General features: G+C 72.1%; 17 protein-coding genes. 5 read left to right on the top strand and 12 right to left on the bottom strand.

From position 1 onward, the window contains the following. Nucleotides 1-16 precede the first annotated feature (16 nt). Together ACIQVL_RS31380 and ACIQVL_RS31375 are read left to right on the top strand one after the other, a co-directional pair. A complete protein-coding gene (locus ACIQVL_RS31380; RefSeq protein ID WP_403477018.1) occupies nt 17-1,351 on the top strand; it encodes an acyl-CoA dehydrogenase family protein in 1,335 nt (444 codons plus the stop codon). After that, nucleotides 1,348-2,376, top strand: a complete 1,029-nt coding sequence (locus ACIQVL_RS31375) for a phosphotransferase family protein (RefSeq protein WP_403477017.1) — start codon at nt 1,348-1,350, stop codon at nt 2,374-2,376. Before ACIQVL_RS31380 ends, ACIQVL_RS31375 begins: the two co-directional genes overlap by 4 nt. A gap of 16 nt (nt 2,377-2,392) precedes the next feature. Here the strand turns inward: ACIQVL_RS31375 and ACIQVL_RS31370 are convergent, their stop codons facing one another. The 12 genes from ACIQVL_RS31370 to ACIQVL_RS31315 all read right to left on the bottom strand — a co-directional run bounded on the left by ACIQVL_RS31370 (nt 2,393) and on the right by ACIQVL_RS31315 (nt 15,137). After that, a complete protein-coding gene (locus tag ACIQVL_RS31370) occupies nt 2,393-3,541 on the bottom strand; it encodes an acyl-CoA dehydrogenase family protein (protein WP_403438647.1) in 1,149 nt (382 codons plus the stop codon). 12 nt (nt 3,542-3,553) lie between these two features. Beyond that, nucleotides 3,554-4,687 carry a thiolase family protein gene (locus tag ACIQVL_RS31365; RefSeq protein ID WP_403477061.1) on the bottom strand — a complete coding sequence of 378 codons (1,134 nt, stop codon included), beginning with the start codon at nt 4,685-4,687 and terminating at the stop codon, nt 3,554-3,556. A gap of 65 nt (nt 4,688-4,752) precedes the next feature. After that, on the bottom strand, nt 4,753-5,943 hold the full coding sequence (locus ACIQVL_RS31360) for a CaiB/BaiF CoA transferase family protein (RefSeq protein ID WP_403438650.1): 1,191 nt from the start codon (nt 5,941-5,943) through the stop codon (nt 4,753-4,755). Beyond that, nucleotides 5,943-6,710: an SDR family NAD(P)-dependent oxidoreductase gene (locus ACIQVL_RS31355; protein WP_403477016.1), complete on the bottom strand. Its 768-nt coding sequence runs from the start codon at nt 6,708-6,710 to the stop codon at nt 5,943-5,945. The genes ACIQVL_RS31360 and ACIQVL_RS31355 overlap by 1 nt, the downstream gene beginning before the upstream one ends. Beyond that, entirely contained in the window at nt 6,710-8,008 is a 1,299-nt protein-coding gene (locus ACIQVL_RS31350; RefSeq protein WP_403477015.1) for an amidohydrolase family protein, read from the bottom strand. The genes ACIQVL_RS31355 and ACIQVL_RS31350 overlap by 1 nt, the downstream gene beginning before the upstream one ends. A gap of 37 nt (nt 8,009-8,045) precedes the next feature. Then, nucleotides 8,046-8,369 (bottom strand): hypothetical protein, encoded by a 324-nt coding sequence (locus ACIQVL_RS31345; RefSeq protein ID WP_403477014.1) that lies wholly within the window; start codon nt 8,367-8,369, stop codon nt 8,046-8,048. Continuing rightward, nucleotides 8,335-8,730 (bottom strand): hypothetical protein, encoded by a 396-nt coding sequence (locus ACIQVL_RS31340; protein ID WP_403438660.1) that lies wholly within the window; start codon nt 8,728-8,730, stop codon nt 8,335-8,337. The genes ACIQVL_RS31345 and ACIQVL_RS31340 overlap by 35 nt, the downstream gene beginning before the upstream one ends. Further along, nucleotides 8,727-9,434 carry an ABC transporter ATP-binding protein gene (locus ACIQVL_RS31335; RefSeq protein WP_403477013.1) on the bottom strand — a complete coding sequence of 236 codons (708 nt, stop codon included), beginning with the start codon at nt 9,432-9,434 and terminating at the stop codon, nt 8,727-8,729. Before ACIQVL_RS31335 ends, ACIQVL_RS31340 begins: the two co-directional genes overlap by 4 nt. After that, nucleotides 9,431-10,141 carry an ABC transporter ATP-binding protein gene (locus ACIQVL_RS31330; RefSeq protein ID WP_403477012.1) on the bottom strand — a complete coding sequence of 237 codons (711 nt, stop codon included), beginning with the start codon at nt 10,139-10,141 and terminating at the stop codon, nt 9,431-9,433. The genes ACIQVL_RS31335 and ACIQVL_RS31330 overlap by 4 nt, the downstream gene beginning before the upstream one ends. Beyond that, the gene (locus ACIQVL_RS31325; RefSeq protein ID WP_403477011.1) at nt 10,122-12,233 is read right to left on the bottom strand and encodes an ABC transporter permease; all 2,112 of its coding nucleotides are present in this window, start codon (nt 12,231-12,233) and stop codon (nt 10,122-10,124) included. The genes ACIQVL_RS31330 and ACIQVL_RS31325 overlap by 20 nt, the downstream gene beginning before the upstream one ends. A gap of 12 nt (nt 12,234-12,245) precedes the next feature. Next, nucleotides 12,246-13,634: an ABC transporter substrate-binding protein gene (locus ACIQVL_RS31320; RefSeq protein ID WP_403477010.1), complete on the bottom strand. Its 1,389-nt coding sequence runs from the start codon at nt 13,632-13,634 to the stop codon at nt 12,246-12,248. 48 nt (nt 13,635-13,682) lie between these two features. Next, nucleotides 13,683-15,137, bottom strand: a complete 1,455-nt coding sequence (locus tag ACIQVL_RS31315) for an aldehyde dehydrogenase family protein (RefSeq protein WP_403477009.1) — start codon at nt 15,135-15,137, stop codon at nt 13,683-13,685. Nucleotides 15,138-15,413: 276 nt separating this feature from the next. Between ACIQVL_RS31315 and ACIQVL_RS31310 the strand changes: the two genes are divergently transcribed. Genes ACIQVL_RS31310 through ACIQVL_RS31300 form a run of 3 tightly spaced genes read left to right on the top strand, consistent with a single transcriptional unit; the run spans nt 15,414 to nt 17,507 of the window. Continuing rightward, on the top strand, nt 15,414-15,986 hold the full coding sequence (locus tag ACIQVL_RS31310) for a carboxymuconolactone decarboxylase family protein (RefSeq protein ID WP_403438678.1): 573 nt from the start codon (nt 15,414-15,416) through the stop codon (nt 15,984-15,986). Next, nucleotides 15,976-16,401, top strand: coding sequence for a nuclear transport factor 2 family protein (locus ACIQVL_RS31305; protein ID WP_403438681.1), 426 nt, complete (start codon nt 15,976-15,978; stop codon nt 16,399-16,401). Before ACIQVL_RS31310 ends, ACIQVL_RS31305 begins: the two co-directional genes overlap by 11 nt. Beyond that, nucleotides 16,398-17,507, top strand: coding sequence for an acyl-CoA dehydrogenase family protein (locus tag ACIQVL_RS31300; protein ID WP_403477008.1), 1,110 nt, complete (start codon nt 16,398-16,400; stop codon nt 17,505-17,507). Before ACIQVL_RS31305 ends, ACIQVL_RS31300 begins: the two co-directional genes overlap by 4 nt. Nucleotides 17,508-17,509 lie beyond the last annotated feature (2 nt).

Below are 17,509 nucleotides of genomic sequence, written 5' to 3'. Positions count from 1 at the left end.
GTCGGAAGGAGACACAATGCCGTGGGACTTCGAGACCGAGCCGGACTACCAGGCGCAGCTGGACTGGGCGGACCAGTTCGTGCGGGAGGAGGTCGAACCCCTCGATCTCCTCTGGGACGGCCTGCAGTTCACCCCGCCCGACGACAACCTCCGCCGTGTCCTGGACCCCCTCAAGAAGGAGGTGCGGGCGCACGGACTGTGGGCGACCCACCTCGGCCCCGAGCTGGGCGGCGCGGGCCACGGGCAGGTCAGGCTGTGCCTGCTCAACGAGATACTGGGCCGCTCCTCCTGGGCCCCGATCGTCTTCGGCTGCCAGGCGCCGGACACGGGCAACGCCGAGATCCTCGCCCACTACGGCACCGGGGCGCAGAAGGAGCGCTATCTGCGCCCGCTGCTCGACGGCGAGATCTTCTCCTGCTACTCGATGACGGAGCCTCAGGCGGGCGCCGATCCCAAGGAGTTCACCACCCGGGCGGTGCGGGACGGTGACGAGTGGGTCATCGACGGATGGAAGTACTTCTCGTCCAACGCGAGGACGGCCGCCTTCTTCGTCGTGATGGCCGTGACGGACCCGGACGGGGACCCGTACAAGAGCATGTCGATGTTCCTGGTCCCGGCGGAGACGCCCGGAATCGTCATCGAGCGGAATGTCGCGCTGGCCGGTGAGCCCGAAGAGCGGGGTTCTCATGCACTGGTGCACTACGAGGGTGTACGCGTACCGGCGGACGCGCTGCTCGGGGGTGAGGGACAGGCGTTCGTGATCGCGCAGACCCGGCTCGGCGGTGGGCGGATCCATCACGCGATGCGGACGATCGGGCTCGCGGGCAAGGCGTTCGACATGATGTGCGAGCGGGCGCTGAGCCGGCACACCCAGGGCACGGTCCTGGCCGACAAGCAGTTCGTGCAGGGGCACGTCGCCGACTCGTGGGCGCAGCTCCAGCAGTTCCGGCTGACCGTGCTGCACACCGCGTGGAAGATCGACAAGTACAACGACTACCGCAGGGTCCGCAAGGACATCGCGATGGTGAAGGTGCTGCTGCCGGGTGTGCTGCATGACATTGCACACCGTGCGATCCAGGTGCATGGCGCGCTGGGCGTCAGCGGCGACATGCCGTTGTTCCGGATGCTGCTGGGCGCGAGTGTGCTGGGCATCGCGGACGGGCCGACCGAGGTGCACAAGGTGACGGTCGCCCGGCAGGTGCTGCGGGACCACCGGGCCAGCGAGGACCTCTGGCCGACCGGCTATCTGCCCAAGCGGCTGGCCGCGGCCCGCGCCAAGTACGCCGAGTTCCTGGAGCCGGGCGCGGAGTCCCCGCAGCCGGCCGCGGAGTCGAAGGCGGAGGCCCGGTGATCGACGTCGAGCGGCTGGCGCCCTGGCTGGACGAGTCCGGTCTTCCCGGCAAGGGCGAACCGGTCGAGCACCGGTTCGTCTCGGGCGGCGCGCAGAACGAGATCTACGAGATCCGGCGCGGCGAACTGCACTGCGCGCTGCGCATCCCGCCGCCCACCGCGCCGCCCGCACGCGACGAGGGCATCCTGCGGGAGTGGCGGATCACCGAGGCGCTGAACGGCACGGACGTCCCGCACACCGAGGCAATCGCCGTCTGCACGGACACCGCCGTCCTCGGCCGCACCTTCTACCTGATGGAGTTCGTCGACGGCTGGTCGCCGATGTCCACCACCGGCGGACGCGGCTGGCCGGAGCCGTTCGGCACCGATCTCGCCGCACGCGCCGGGCTGGCCTACCAACTGGCCGAGGGCGCCGCCCTGCTGGGCCGGGTCGACTGGCGGGCGAAGGGGCTGCACGACCTCGGCCGCCCGGACGGCTTCCACGAGCGCCAGGTCGACCGCTGGACCCGCTACCTGGAGCGGGCCAAGGGCCGCGAGCTGCCCGGCTTCGAGACGGCCGCCGCCTGGCTGCGCGCCCACAAGCCCCTCGACTACGTGCCGGGGCTGATGCACGGCGACTACCAGTTCGCCAACGTGATGTTCCGGCACGGCGCCCCGGCCCGCCTCGCCGCGGTCGTCGACTGGGAGATGGGCACGATCGGCGACCCCAAGCTCGACCTCGCCTGGATGCTCCGCGGCTGGCCCGAGGACACCGGTGCCCCCGAGGCGGCCACCGCGTCCTACGTCGACCTGTTCGGCATGCCGTCGCGGGCGCAGCTGATCGACCACTACGCGCAGGTGTCCGGCCGTCAGGTCGACGACATGGACTACTACGACGTCCTCGCCCAGTGGAAGCTGGCCATCGTGCTGGAACAGGGCTTCCAACGGGCCGGTGACAACGAGAAGTTGCAGGCCTTCGGTCCGATGGTGCTGGACCTGATGAGGTCCGCGGCCGACCTGGCGGAGACGACGGCCTACGGAGCCTGAGCCGCGCGCGAGCGGCTCACAGCCCCAGTGACTTGGCGATGATCACCTTCATGACCTCGCTCGTTCCGGCGTAGATCCGGGTGATGCGGGCGTCGGCGTACAGCCGGGCGATCGGATACTCCGTCATGTAGCCGTAGCCGCCGAAGAGTTGCAGACAGCGGTCGACCGCACGGGCCTGCGTCTCCGTGCAGAAGAGCTTCACCTTGGCCGCGTCCGCGCCGGACAGCTCGCCGGCGACGAGGTCGAGGACCGCGCGGTCCAGCATGCTCTGCGCGGCCTCGATCTCGGTGGCCACGGCGGCGAGTTCGAACTTGGTGTTCTGGAAGGCCGCCACCGGCCTGCCGAAGACCTCGCGCTCCTTGACGTAGGCGATCGTCGTCTCCAGGGCGGCCCGTGCCTGCGCGACCGAGCCGACCGCCACCGTCAGCCGCTCCTGCGAGAGGTTGCGGCCCAGGTAGCCGAAGGCCGCGCCCTCCTCCCCCAGCCGGTTGGCGACCGGGACGCGTACGCCGTCGAAGGCCAGCTCGACGGTGTCCTGGACCTTGATGCCCAGCTTGTCCAGGACCCGTCCCCGGGTGAAGCCGGGCATGCCGTCCTCCACCACGAGCAGGGTCAGTCCCGCACGCCGGTCGGCGGGGTCCGCCGACGTCCGCGCGACGACGATCACCAGGTCGGCGAGGAGCCCGCCGGTGATGAAGGTCTTGGCGCCGTTGAGGACGTAGGTGTCGCCGTCGCGTACGGCGGTGGTGCGGATGCCCGCCAGGTCGGAGCCGGTGCCGGGTTCGGTCATGGCGACGGCGGTGAGCAGCCGGCCGGCGGCGAGGCCGGGGAACCAGCGCCGCCGCTGCTCCGCGTCGGCGTAGGCGAGGAAGTAGGGCAGGATGACGTCGAGTTGGGTGCGTACGGTGCCCAGCGTGACCAGGGCCCGGGACGCCTCCTCCTGGAGGACGACGTTGTAGCGGTAGTCGGCGATGCCCGACCCGCCGTGCTCCTCGGGGATCGCCATGCCGAGGACGCCCAGCGCGCCCAGCCGCTCGAAGAGCTCGCGGGGCAGGCGGCCGTCCTGTTCCCAGGAGGTGTAGTTCGGGACCACTTCCTTGGCCACGAACTCCCGGACCAGTGTGCGGAATTCCTCGTGGTCGGCGGTGAAGATCTGTCGGCGCACCGAAACCCCCGGTCAGTCGATGAGTTCGACGAGTGTGGCGTTGGCGGTGCCACCGCCCTCGCACATGGTCTGCAGGCCGTAGCGGATCCCGTGGTCGCGCATGTGGTGGACCATGCGGGTCATCAGGACGGCACCGGACGCGCCCAGCGGGTGGCCGAGTGCGATGGCGCCGCCGAGCGGGTTGAGCAGGGCCGGGTCGGCGCCGGTCTCGGCGAGCCAGGCGAGCGGGACGGGTGCGAAGGCCTCGTTCACCTCGAAGACGCCGACCTCGGAGAGGCCGACGCCGGCTTTCGCGAGCACCTTCTCGGTGGCCGGGATCGGGCCGGTCAGCGTGAGCACCGGGTCGGCGCCGACCATCGTGCCCGAGTGGTAGCGGGCGACAGGGGTGAGCCCCAACTCCCTTGCCCTCTCTGGGGTGGTGACCAGGAGGGCCGCCGCGCCGTCCGAGATCTGGGAGGCGTTGCCCGCGTGGATCAGGCCGTCGTCGAGGAAGGCGGGCCTGAGCCGTGCCAGTCTCTCGGCGGTGGTGCCGCGTCGTACGCCCTCGTCGGCCTTGACTCCCTCCACCGCCACGAGCTGTGCCTCGAAGGCGCCGCAGTCCTGCGCGGCTGCGGCGCGTTCGTGGGACAGGGCCGCGAACTCGTCCAGGCGCGTGCGGGTGAAGCCCCATTTCTGGGCGATCCTCTCGGCGGAGAGTCCCTGGTTGAAGGAGAAGCCGTGGTAACGGGCCAGGACCCGGGGCCCGTACGGCGTCCCGGTGGCCCGTGCCGAGCCGAGCGGCACCCGGCTCATGACCTCGACCCCGCCGGCCACGACGACGTCCTGCTGGCCGGACATGACAGCGTGGGCGGCGAAGTCCAGGGCCTGCTGCCCGGACCCGCAGGCCCGGCTCACGGTGGTGCCGGGGACGGTCTCGGGCCAGCCGGCGGCGAGGACGGCGTAGCGGCCGATGTTGCCGGACTGGTCGCCGACCTGGGAGACGCAGCCCCAGACGACGTCGTCGACGAGCGCCGGGTCGAGGCCGGTGCGCTCGGCGAGGGCGTTCAGGACGACGGCGGAGAGGTCGGCCGCGTGCACGCCGGACAGCCCGCCGTCACGTTTCCCGACCGGGGTGCGGACTGCCTCGACGATCACTGCTTCGCGCATGAAGGGTCCTCCGTGGCGGGTCCGTACGGCGCCGCTGTCGGCGTTCAGGCGGGCGGGCGGGGCGGTCATGTGCCGCTCCTCGACTCCGGTTCGTGGCAGCCGAGTTCGGCCAGCACTCGCTCGGTGTGCTCGCCGAGCGCGGGGACGGCGCCCATCGGGGGGTCGTAGCCGGCGATGACCGGGGGCGGCAGCAGGGCCGGTACGGGTCCGGCGGGGGTGTCGATCCGGCGCCAGCGGTCGCGGGCCGCGAGGTGGGGGTGGGCGAGTACGTCGTCCGGGGTGTTGTAGCGGGAGTTGCCGATGCCGGCGTCGTCGGCGCGCTGCTGGACGTGTGCCAGGTCGTGGCGGGCGCACCAGGCAGCGATCTCGGTGTCGAGCAGGTCGCGGTGGGCGACGCGGCCGGGGTTGGTGCGGAAGCGGTCGTCGGCCGCGAGGTCGGGGCGTTCCAGCAACTCCCGTGCCAGGCGCTGCCATTCGCGGTCGTTGGTGGTGCCGAGGACGACCGTGTGGGCGTCGGCGGTGCGGTAGGCGCCGTACGGGGCGACGGCGGGCGAGCTCATGCCGAGCGGCTGCTGCCAGCGGCCCGCGTGCCGGGTGTAGGTGAGCGGATAGCCCATGAGCTCGGTCATGGTGTCGAACATGCTGACCGCGACGGCCCCGCCCGGCTTGCCGCGGCGCTCACCGGCGTAGAGCAGCGCCACGATCGACAGGGCCGTGTAGAGGCCGGTGCTGGCGTCCGCGATGGGCGGGCCCGGTTTGGCCGGGGCGCCGGGGTGGCCGGTGATGGCGCAGACGCCGGACTCGGCCTGGACGAGAAGGTCGTAGGCGCGTTTGTGGGAGAGCGGGCCGCCGGGTCCGTAGCCGTCGATCTCCACGGCGATCAGGTCGGGGTGACGGGTCGCCAGGTCGTCGGGGGCCAGGCCGAGTTTGGCCGTGGTGCCGGGGGCGAGGTTGGAGACCAGCACGTCGGCGCGGTCGAGGAGGCGGTGCAGGATCTCCGTCCCGGACTCGGACTTGAGGTCGAGGGCGACGGACTCCTTGCCCCGGTTGGCCCATACGAAGTGGGCGGCGAGGCCGCCGACCACGTCGTCGATGTGGCGGGCCGAGTCGCCGCCGTCCGGGTTCTCCACCTTGATGACCCGGGCGCCGAGGTCGCTCAGGACCCGGGTGCACAGGGGCGCGGAGACGGCCTGTTCCAGGGCGACCACCGTCACGCCGGAGAGAGGTCCCGGAGCCGAGAGGGGTGCCGGGGCCATCAGATCACCAGGCCGCCGTCGACCGGCAGGACCTGGCCGGTGACGAAGGAGGCCGCGTCCGAGGCGAGGAAGACGAAGGCGCCGGCGACCTCGTCGGGTTCGGCCCAGCGGCCGAGCGGGATGCGGGCGAGCATGGTGGCGGCGAACTTCTCGTGGGTGCGGATGGTCTCGGTCATGGGGGTGGCGGCCAGCGGTGCGAGGGCGTTGACCTTGATCTGCCGTCTCGCCAGCTCCCTGGCCATGGACTTGGTCATGCCGATGACCGCCGCTTTGGCGGCCGAGTAGTTGACCTGGCCGAGGGTGCCGGTCAGGCCCGCGGACGAGGTGACGTTGACGATCCGTCCGGTGCCGTCGGAGGGCAGGTACGGGAGGGCGGCCTGGGAGCAGGTGAAGGTGCCCAGGACGTGGATGTCGAGCAGTCGGCGGAAGGTGTCCTCGTCGAGGTCGGGGAACATGGCCGGCGCGGTGACGCCGGCGTTGTTCACGAGGATGTGCAGGGTGCCGTCGGCGAGGTCGGCGGCCCGGGAGACGGTGTGCTCGGCGGCGGTCCGGTCGCGGACGTCGAGGGGTGCGCTGTCGGCGGTGCCGCCCGCCGCCGTGATCTTCCCGGCGACGGCAGCGGCGGCGGTCGCGTCGACGTCGGTGACGAGGACGGCGGCACCGGCCCGGGCAAGGGCGTGGGCGACGGCGGCGCCGATGCCGCCCGCGGCTCCGGTGACCAGCGCCGAGCGTCCCGTGAGGTCGAACAGCTCGTTGCCGTTCGCCACTACTTGCTCGCCGCCGCTACGGCCGCGCGGGCCCGGGCGCGGAAGGCCTCCAGCTTGTCGACGGGTTCCTTGAGCTGGCGGCTGCGGGCCCGGATGCTGACGTCGTGGCCCTCGGCTGCCCTGCGCAGGGCGCCGACCGTGGCCTGTTCGCGGGGGATGTGCGAGAACGGGTCGAAGGAGTACCAGCGCATGGCGTTCTCGTGGGTGATCTTCACGGTGTCCGCGTCCGGGACGGCGAACTCGGTGAGGACGCCGTGCAGTTGCTCGGGGGCGTCGGGCCACAGGGAGTCGCTGTGCGGGTAGTCGCCCTCCCAGCAGATGTTGTCGATGCCGATCTCGTGCCGCAGCTTCACGCCGAGCCGGTCGGTGATGAAGCAGGTCAGGAAGTGCTCGCGGAAGACCTCGGAGGGCAGCTTGCCGCCGAAGTCCTGGAGGGTCCAGGCGGCGTGCATCTCGAAGGTGCGGTCCACGCGCTCCAGGAAGTAGGGGATCCAGCCGGTGCCGCCCTCCGACAGGGCGATCTTCAGGTCCGGGAAGTCCTTGAGGGTGCGGGACCAGAGCAGGTCGGCGGCGGCCTGGACGAGGTTGATGGGCTGGAGGGTGATCATCACGTCGGGCGGTGAGTCGACGGCCGGGATGGCGAGGCGGCCGGAGGAGCCGATGTGCACCGACAGGACGGTGTCGGTGTCGCAGGCGGCCTGCCACACCGGGTTCCAGTACGGGTCGTGGAAACTGGGGTAGCCGAGGGCGGCCGGGTTCTCGGGGAAGGTCATCGAGTGGCAGCCCTTGGCCGCGACCCGGCGCAGTTCGCCCGCGCAGAGTTCGGCGTCCCAGATGGCGGGCAGCGCCATCGGGATGAAGCGGCCGGGGTAGGCGCCGCACCACTCGTCGATGTGCCAGTCGTTGTAGGCGCGGACGAGGGCGAGGGAGAAGTCGGAGTCCTCGGTGGCGAACATGCGGGCCGAGAAGCCGGGGAAGGACGGGAAGTTCATCTGGGCGAGGACACCGCCGGCGTTCATGTCCTTGACGCGTTCGTGGACGTCGTAGCAGCCGGGGCGGATCTCGTCCATGCCCTGCGGGTCGAGGCCGTACTCCTCCTTGGGCCGTCCGGCGACCGCGTTGAGGGCGGCGTTTCCGACGGTGTTGTCGCGGAACTGCCACACGTCGCTGCCGTCCTCGCGGTGGACGAGCTTGGGGGCGTCGTCCAGGTACCGCTTCGGGAGGTGGTTCACGAAGATGTCCGGCGGCTCGATGACGTGGTCGTCGACGCTGATGAGGATCAGGTCGTCCTTGTTCATGCGAGGTCCCTTTCGCTGTGAAGCCGTTGGGTGCGGGTCAGTCCGAGGCGGGGAGGGGTTTGGCGGCCTTGAGGGTCATGGGGACGCCCGCGCAGGCGAGTTCGCCGGTGCCGGGGCTGGTGCAGAGCAGTTCGAGGGTGTCGTCGGCGTCGGTGTAGCGCTTGCCGAGGAGGGTGACGGGGTCGCCCGTCGTGGTCGTGGCGGGCGGGGGCGGTGCGGTGGATGCGGGGACCATGGGGGCGCCGCCGCAGGTCAGGGCGGGCTGCGGGGCGGCCGGGGCGCGGACCACGACGACGCGGGTGGTGCACACCGTGCTGGCGAGCTGGTCACCGGGGCGCAGCGTCGGTGCTGGTGAGGTCATGGTGCGGGTCCCTTTCGGACAGGCGGTCGGCGAGCACGGCGAGGTCGTAGGACTGGCGGGCCATCCAGAACCGCAGGAAGCCGGTGAGCGAGTAGCGCAGGAACAGCGCGGCGCCGACGACCGTCCCGGCGATGCCGCCGAGGCCGAGGGCGAGGGCGTCGCGCTGGTCGAGCGCGTTCTGGGTGGTGTGCGAGACGAAGTACGCCGACACCGCGAGGACCAGCCCGACGGCCATCAGGGCGGCGCCGAGGCGCAGCCACAGGCCCGCGCGGGCGGCGGCCGGGTCGGGGATCCGGAGGTCGGCCAGCTCGCGGACGAAGCGGTCCGCACGGGAGTCGGTGGGCGGCTCGGTGGGTGTCATGCGGAGCTCCCGAGGTAGAGGGCGGACAGTTCGTCGCGCAGCCCGCTGTCGGGGCGGCCCTGGCGTTCGATGCGGCCGCGCACGAGGACGGCGGCGTGGTCGGCGATGGAGAGGACGGCGGCGGCGAACTGCTCGACGACCAGGACGGCGACGCCCTGCCGGGCGATCTCGGCGACCTGTTCGTAGAGCCGGGAGACGACCAGCGGGGCGAGTCCCATGGAGAGTTCGTCGAGGAGCAGGACGGCCGGGTCGGTGGCCAGGCCCCGGGCGAGGGCGAGCATCTGCTGTTCGCCGCCGGAGAGCGTCCCCGCCGCCTGGCCCGGCCGTCTGCCGAGGACGGGGAAGCGGGCGTAGGCGGTCTCCTCGATCTCCGCGCGGGTGCGGCCGGTGAAGGTCATCATGAGGAGGTTGTCGCGAACCGAGAGGCTGGGGAAGACCCCGCGTCCCTCGGGGATGAGGCAGACCCCGGCCCGGGCCAGGCCTCGGGGATCGGCGCCGGTCATGTCCCGCCCGCCGAGCAGGAGTTGCCCGGAGAGCGGCGGATGGAGTCCGGCGGCGACGTGCAGCGTGGTGGTCTTTCCGGCGCCGTTGGGGCCGAGCAGCGCGACGACCTGCCCGGCGCCGACGCCCAGGTCGACGCCGTGCAGGACGGTGATGCCCTCGTGGGCGGCGCGGACGGCGCGCAGTTCGAGCAGAGCGTTCACACGTCCCCCAGGTAGGCCGCGAGCACCGTCTCGTCGTTGCGGATCACCTCGGGCGGTCCTGCGGCGATGACCTTGCCGAGGTCGAGCACGTACACCTCGTCGCAGACGCCCATGACCAGCCCCATGTCGTGCTCGACCAGGACGACGGCGGTGCCGTCGGCGGCGAGCGAGCGCAGTAGGGCGGCGAACCGTCCGGTCTCCTCGCCGTCCTGCCCGGCGGCGGGCTCGTCGAGGAGCAGCAGCGCGGGCCGTACGGCCAGGGCGCGGCCGACCTCGACCAGGCGGGCGACGCCGGTGGGGAGGTTGTCGGCGCGGGTGTCGGCGATGCCGGACAGGCCGAGCCGGTCGAGCAGTTCGTCGGTCAGGGGTGCCGCCCGCCGTCGTCCGGGGCCGAGTTCGGCGGCGACGAGGAGGTTGTCGCGGACGCTCAACCGGCCGAAGAGTTCGAGGCGTTGGAAGGTGCGGGCCAGTCCGTGCCGGCAGCGGCGGGCGGGTCCGAGGCGGGTGACGTCCCGGCCGTCGAGGGCGACCCGGCCCGCCGAGGGGCGGCGCAGTCCGGAGACGACGTCGAACAGGGTGCTCTTGCCTGCTCCGTTGGGTCCGATGAGGCCGGTGATCCGGCCCCGGTCGGCGCTCATGGCGACCTCGTCCAGGGCGCGGTTGCCGCCGAAGGAGACGGTGACGCCGCTAACGTCCAGCAGTGGCACGGACCAGCACCTCCCCGTCCTGGGGCCGCCAGGGCCGTCGTACGCCCCACCACTCGACGGGGACGTCCGCCTCGGTCTCCGGGTCCTGGCGGGCGGCGGCCCAGGCGCGCAGGGCGAACGCCACGGCCAGGGAGCCGGTCAGGAACGTCCAGCCGTCGATCGCGTCGGTGAGCCGCAGTACCCAGCCCAGGGCGAGGGCCGCGAGCAGGACGGGCAGGGCGATCAGGTCCCGGCCGAGGGGCGCCCACTGGTGCCGGAAACGGGCGATGATTCCCTCGGGGCTGTGGCCGAGGCCCATGCCGGCCAGGGCGGGCAGCAGGGCGACGATGTTCTGCGTCCAGGAGGCCACGCCGGTCAGGATGTTGGGGCCGAGGTAGGCGGTGCCGGTGAACAGGCCGTTGCCCACCGCGCCGAGGCCGCCGATGACGGCGACGAGGAAGATCGGCAGTCCGGCGACGAGGTTGAACTGCTCGGCGGTGATGGAGCGTTGCTGCATGCCGTAGAGGGCGCCGCCGAGTCCGGCGAGGCCGGCCGCGAGCGCGAACACGGCCACTTTGGTCAGCAGCAGGTTGCCGCCGAGGGTCGCGTAGGCGGCCTCGCTGTCCCGGAGCGCGATCAGGCGCCGCCCGAAGCCGCCGCGCCGCAGCCGGGCGACGGCGAGCGAGGCGAGGCCGAGGCAGACGGCGGCGAGGACGGTCAGCTCGGCGGCGGAGTCGAGGTGCAGGCCGAACAGGTCGGGGCCGCTCATCTCCACCGAGCCCTGGTCGAACAGCGAGATGCGCGCGCCGAACAGGTGGAAGGCGGGGAGGGTGAAGATCCACCGGTCCAGGACCACCGCGAAGGCCGCCGTGCCGAGGGCGAGATACACGCCGGAGAACCGCAGCGCGGGTACGGCGATCAGCGCCCCGGCGGCCCCGGACACGGCGATCGCGGCGGCCAGCGCCCACAGCTGCCCGTGGCCGCCGAGGTGGCCCCAGACGACGGCGCCGATGCCGGCCATGCTCAGCTGGCACAGGGAGATCTGCCCGGCGTACCCGGCGAGCGGCACGTAGGACAGGGCGACGATGCCGAGGGAGAAGATCGGCCCGTAGGTGACGAGGTCGGCCTCGTCCAGGACGGTGGCCAGGACGAGGCCGAAGGCGACGGTCGACGCGGCGAAGACGGCGGTGCCGCGCAGGCTGGGCGCGGGCACCTGGACCAGGCGCCGGTCGCGGTGGCGGAGGCGGGGGTGGCGGAAGAGGAGCAGGGCGAGCAGGAGCAGCAGGGCCGGGGCGGCCAGCCGCAGGCCGGGCAGGTAGGGGTTCTGCGGGAGGTAGCCGGTGAGGTAGCTCTCCAGGCAGCCGACGACGACGGCGCCTGCGAAGGTGAGCGGCAGGCTGCGCAGCCTGCCGAAGACGGCGGCCGTGTAGGCGCTGACGATCAGGAGGGAGAGCTGGGCGGCGTCCAGGGCGACGGTCGGGGCGATGAGGATGCCGCCGATCGCGGCGAGCTGGGTGCCGAGGATCCAGGCGACGCGGCTGGCGCGGACCGGGTCGGCGCCGGTGAGTCGGACGAGGGCGCGGTCGTCGACGGTGGCGCGCATCTCGGCGCCGGTGCGGGTGCGGGTGAGCAGGAACCACAGGCCCGCGGCGACCGCGACGGCGACGGCCATGGTGAGGGCCTGGTGCCAGGTGACGGTGGACGGGCCGAGGTGGAAGGGCTGCCGGTCGGCGAAGAACACCGAGAGCGGGCGGGGCACGTCGGGGTCCCAGATCCAGCGGGCGGCGGCGATGGCGCCGCTGAGCAACGCCACCGTCATCACCAGGCGTTCGGCTTCGCCGAGGTGCTGCACGGGCCGCATCAGGACCCGTTCGACTGCGAGGCCGAACGCGGGGGCGAGCACCAGCAGCACCGCGGCCAGGGCCACCGGGACGGGCCAGCCCCAGCCGACGGTGAACTGCCAGTAGCAGAACGCCGCCAGCATGCCCGCGGCCCCGTGCGCGAAGTTGAACACGCCGGTGGTGACGTAGGTGAGCACCAGGCCGCTGCCGATCACCGCGTAGATCGCCGCGGTGCTCAGGCCGACGATGCCGAAGGTGAGGAACTGCTCCATCTGCTTCAGCCTCTACTTCACATCGCTCATGCTCTTGCCGACGTCGGCGAGGGTGAGGGGCTTGCCGTAGGCGCCCTTGAACCTGTAGGTGGGCGCGTTGCAGCGGTAGGCACCCCTGTCGGGCCGGAAGTCGGCGGGCTGCCAGCCCTTGGAGGTGGCCTTCTCGACGTTGAAGCAGGTCAGCGGGGCGTCACCGGCGGACAGGCCGACGGGTGCCAGCAGGCCGCCGCCGGTCCACGCGGTCTCCTTGCGGGCCGCGTCGTAGACGCACGTGCGGGTCAGCCGGTCGCCGCAGGAGGAGGCCGCCTTGGCGAACAGCAGCCAGGCGGCGAAGCCCCGGATGCCCGGCAGGGTCGGCTGCGCGCTGGGCGCGTACTGCTTGAACAGCTTGACGAGTTGGCCGGTGGCCGGGTTGTCGGCGGCCTTCTCCAGCGGGTAGACCCCGCTGAGGTCGGCGAAGTTGTTCTGGTGGTCGAGGGACTTGCCCGCGAGCTGGAGGAAGGGCGCGCCGTAGGCGTTGTTGTTGGCGTCGATCCAGTCGAGCTTGTAGTCCATGCCGGTGAGGATCTGCTCCAGTTTGGCGAGGCTCGCGAAGTCCCCCAGGAAGACCAGGCCCTTGACGCCCTTGCTCTTGATGGCCTGGGCGTAGGGCGTCCAGTCGGAGACCCCGGCGGCCGGGTACAGGTCGTGGTACGTGATCTTCGCGCCGGACGCCTTGAGGCTCTCCTGGGCGCGGGCGTCGATGACCTTGCTGACCGCGGCGTCGCCCGCGATGGTGCCGACGGATGGGGCGGAGTCGGGGTAGGCGGTCTTGAGCAGCCACTGGTAGTAGCCGGGGTAGCGGTCGTAGGAGGCGCCGCCCGACTCGTTGAGCTGGAGGTCGGAGCCCTGGTTCTGGATCTGGCTGACCTGGGCGGGGAAGTCGGGCAGCAGGCACTTCAGCCGGTCCTGCACGCCGAGCGCGTCGAGGGCGGCGCCGCCGCCGACGAGCGCGAAGTCGTCCTTGCAGGCCTCCAGCATCCGCTGGCGGACCTCCATCAGCTTGGAGTCGCGGGTGGTGGCGACGAGCTTGCGGCCGTTGATGCCGCCGGCCGCGTTGCACCAGGAGGTGAACACCTTGGCGGTGTCGACGAATTCGGAGTTCTTGGTGAAGCCGACGTCGGAGAAGACTCCGACGTCGATGCTGTCGGCGGTGACGCCCTGGGCGGTGGCGGTCTTCGCGTCGCCGGGTCCGCAGACGTCCTTCAGATCGCCGAAGTCGCCGCCCGCGGCCTGCTGGGCGGCCTTGGTGGGGGTCGCGTCGCCGTCGTCCGACGCGCCCGCGCTGTCGTGGCCGCCGCATCCGGCGACGGCGAACAGCGCGGCCGCCGCCAGGGCGGCGGGGATTGCCTGGACTCTCACGGGGTTCCTCCTCGGTGGTGTTCCCCGGGCTGCAGCACGTGCCGCCGGTCAGTCGGCCGGCACGGCGAAGGTCTTGAGCTCGAGGAACTCCTCGAGGCCCGCGACGCCCATCTCCCGGCCGATGCCGGACTGCTTGAACCCGCCGAACGGGGCGTCGGCGGCGAAGTAGTTGCCGCCGTTGATGCTGAAGGTGCCGCTGCGGATCCGGCGGGCCACGGCGGTCGCCCGCTCGGCGTCGGCGCCGAGCACCGCGCCGGACAGCCCGTACACCGAGTCGTTGGCGATCCGGACGGCGTGGTCCTCGTCGTCGTAGGCGATGACGGCGAGCACCGGTCCGAAGACCTCCTCCTGGGCGATCTCGGCGGCCGGGTCGACGCCCGCGAGCAGGGTGGGCTCGTAGAAGAAGCCCTCCCCGTCGACGGGCCGGCCGCCGGTCACCAGGCGGGCGCCGGCGGCGACGGCCCGCTCGACCATGCCGTGCACCTTGGCCCGCTGCTTCTCGCTGATGAGGGGGCCCATGTGGGTCCTGGGGTCGGCCGGGTCGCCGTACCTGACCTTGCCGAGCATGGCGGCGACCATGCCGACGATCTCGTCGTGCCGCTCGCGCGGGACCAGCAGGCGTGAGGTGAGGGCGCAGCCCTGGCCGGAGTGCGAGCAGATGGTGAAGGCGGCGAACATGGCCGCGCCCGCGAGGTCGGCGTCGTCGAGCAGGATCATCGCGGACTTGCCGCCGAGCTCCAGGAAGACCCGCTTCAGGGTGGCGGAGGCGGCGGCCATGATCGCCTTGCCGACCGGGGTCGACCCGGTGAAGGTGATCATGTCGATGCCGGGGTGGGTGGTGAGCAGTTCGCCGGTCTCGGGTCCTGACGAGGTCAGGACGTTGACGACACCCGGGGGGATGCCGGTCTCCTCGGCGATGATCCGGCCGAGCGCGAGGGTCGTCCACGGCGTGTCCGGTGCGCCTTTGAGGACGACCGTGCAGCCCGCGGCGAGCGCGGGGGCGAGCTTGGCGAGGGCCAGCTGGTTGGGGAAGTTGTACGGCAGGATGGCCGCGACGACTCCGGCGGCCTCCTTCTCGATCCAGCGGCGGTGCCGACGCCCCCGGCTCTCCAGGACGGGCAACTCCTCGCGGAAGGAGTGGCGTTCGAGGAGATCCGCGTAGTACTTGACCATCTCGATCGGCTCGTCGAGCTGGGGTCCGTGGGTGAGGGAGCGGGGTGCGCCCACCTCGGCGATGGTCAGGTCGCGCAGTTCCTCGCGGTGCGTGTGCAGCGCGTCGTACAGGCTGCGCAGGCAGCGCAGCCGCAGCTCGCGGTCGCGCATCCAGTCGGTGGTGTCGAACGCGCGGCGGGCGGCCGCCACCGCCGCCTCGACATGACCGGTGTCCGCGTCGGATGCCGTCCCCAGCACCTTCCCGGTGGACGGATCGACGGTCTCGAACGTGCGCTCCGCGCGCACGAGCCGCCCGTCGATCAACAGCCGGTCCTCATGGAAAAGACTCACGGCTCCCCATCTCTTCTGGGTGTCACAGGTCGTGCCTGCCATGGCCCTGCCTGCGGTGGAAAGTAGCTTCTCATCAGATGAGAAGCAACCATCCGCACAGGAGAATTGGGCAATCACACGGGAGCGGGAGGAATCGCGCCCGGTCAGGACGGAGGAGCGGGGATCGCCGGGCCCGAAGGGCCGCGCCCAACGGTTGACGCCGCCGCGACGCAGGTGAAAATCTGAAACTCGCATCCGAGAATCCCATTCTCACAAGACTCTGCCGAGGGAGCCCGCATGCCGCCTCGTCTGCCTCCGCTGCCGGACGACCAGTGGGACGACCGGACCCGTGAGGTGCTCGCCGCCCTGCTCCCCCGGCGCATGCGCAACGCCGAGGCGGCCGGCAACGCGATGTCGACGCTCGTCCGGCACCCCGACCTGACCGCGGCCTTCCTCCCCTTCAGCACGTACCTCCTGGTCGGCTCCACCCTCCCGGACCGGCTGCGCGAGCTGGTCGTCCTGCGGGTCGCGCGGCGCCGGGACTGCGCGTACGAGTGGGCCCACCACGTCCTCGCCGCCCAGCAGTGCGGTCTCACCGAGGCCGAGATCGAGGCCGCGGGCCGGGGCAAGGCGGACGATCCGCTGGAGAGCACGGTGCTCCGGGCCGTCGACGAACTGGAAGACGGCTCGGACATGTCCGACGACACCTGGGCCGCGCTCGCGGAACACCTCGACGAACGCCAGCTGATGGACCTGGTGTTCACCGTCGGGACGTACGCCCTCATGGCGACGGCCTTCAACACCTTCGGCATCCGGCCCGAACACGACGCGCGCGAGCGTGCGGAAAGGAGGCGGGCCCGTGACCACTGACACGACCACCGCCGACCTCGTCGAGATCCAGCAGCTCCTCGCCCGCTACGCGGTGACCATCACCCGCGGCGACCTCGACGGGCTGCTCGCGGTGTTCACCCCCGACGGCAGCTACAGCGCGTTCGGCGACACCTACCCCCTCGCGGAGTTTCCCGCGCTCGTCGCGGCGGCCCCCAAGGGGCTGTTCCTCACCGGCGCGCCCGCCGTCGACCTGTCGGGCGACACGGCCACCGGCACCCAGCCGCTCTGCTTCGTCGAGCACACCACGCACGAGATGCGCATCGGCTACTACAACGACACCTACGTCCGCACCGCCGACGGCTGGCGGCTGCGGACCCGGGCCATGACCTTCATCCGGCGCAGCGGCGCCCACGACTCGGGGCGCCCGCACGCGTTCGGGCGTCCGGCGGTATGAGCGCGTTCACCACGGCGGCGGAGTTCCGCACCGCCCTGCGGGCCTGGCTGGACCGGAACGACCTCACGCCCGGCCCCGACCACTCCCTGGACGCCCAGGTCGCCCAGCTGGCGCGGGTGCGCCGGGCCCTGTTCGACGCGGGCTGGATGCGGTACGGCTGGCCGGAGGAGGTCGGCGGCCTGGGCGGACCGGCCGTCCTGCGGGCGGTGCTCGGCGAGGAGGTCGCCGGCCGCGGCCTCGCCGAGCCCGGAATCTACTCGATGGTCGAGGTCCTCACCCCCACCCTCCTCTCCTACGCCCGCCCCGAACTGGCCGCAGACATGGTCCCGTTGCTTCTGAGCGGCCGGGAGCAGTGGTGCCAGGGCTTCTCCGAGCCGGGCTCGGGCAGCGACCTGGCCTCCCTGGCCACCCGGGCCGTATCCCGGGACGACGTCTGGGTGGTCAGCGGGCAGAAGGTGTGGACGAGTCTCGCCCAGTACGCGGCACGCTGCGTCCTGCTCACCCGCACGGCCCCCGGCCACGACGGCATCACCGCGTTCTTCGTCGACATGGACACCCCCGGCATCACCGTACGGCCGCTGCGCACGATGCACGGCGTCGACGAGTTCGCCGAGGTCTTCTTCGACGAGGCCGTCGTGCCCGCCGACCGGATGCTGGGCCGCCCCGGCGACGGCTGGCGGCTCGCGATGGACCTGCTCCCGCACGAGCGCTCCACCTGTTTCTGGCACCGGGTCGCCCACCTCTACACCCGCCTCGACCGCCTCCTGGACGAGACCGACGCCACGGACGCGGCGGAGGATACGGCCCTGGGCGCCGCCTACCTCGCCCTGCACACCGTCCGCTGCCGCTCCCACGCCACCCAGCGCCGGCTCGCCGCGGGCGCCCGGCTCGGCCCGGAGACCTCGGTCGACAAGGTGCTGCTGGCCACCGCCGAGCAACAACTCTTCGAGACGGTAAGGGACTTGCTGCCCGGAGTCCTGGAACTGACGGACTCGCCCTGGCGGTCGGAGTACCTCTACGCGAAGGCCGCCACCCTCTACGGGGGCACCGCCGAGATCCAGCGCAGCATCATCGCCCGCCGGCTGCTCGACCTGGGGAGGGAGTGACC

Origin of the sequence: Streptomyces sp. NPDC090499, assembly GCF_044769305.1 — a bacterium.
Lineage (GTDB): Bacteria > Actinomycetota > Actinomycetes > Streptomycetales > Streptomycetaceae > Streptomyces.
This window is presented reverse-complemented; position numbering and strand designations above follow the sequence as displayed.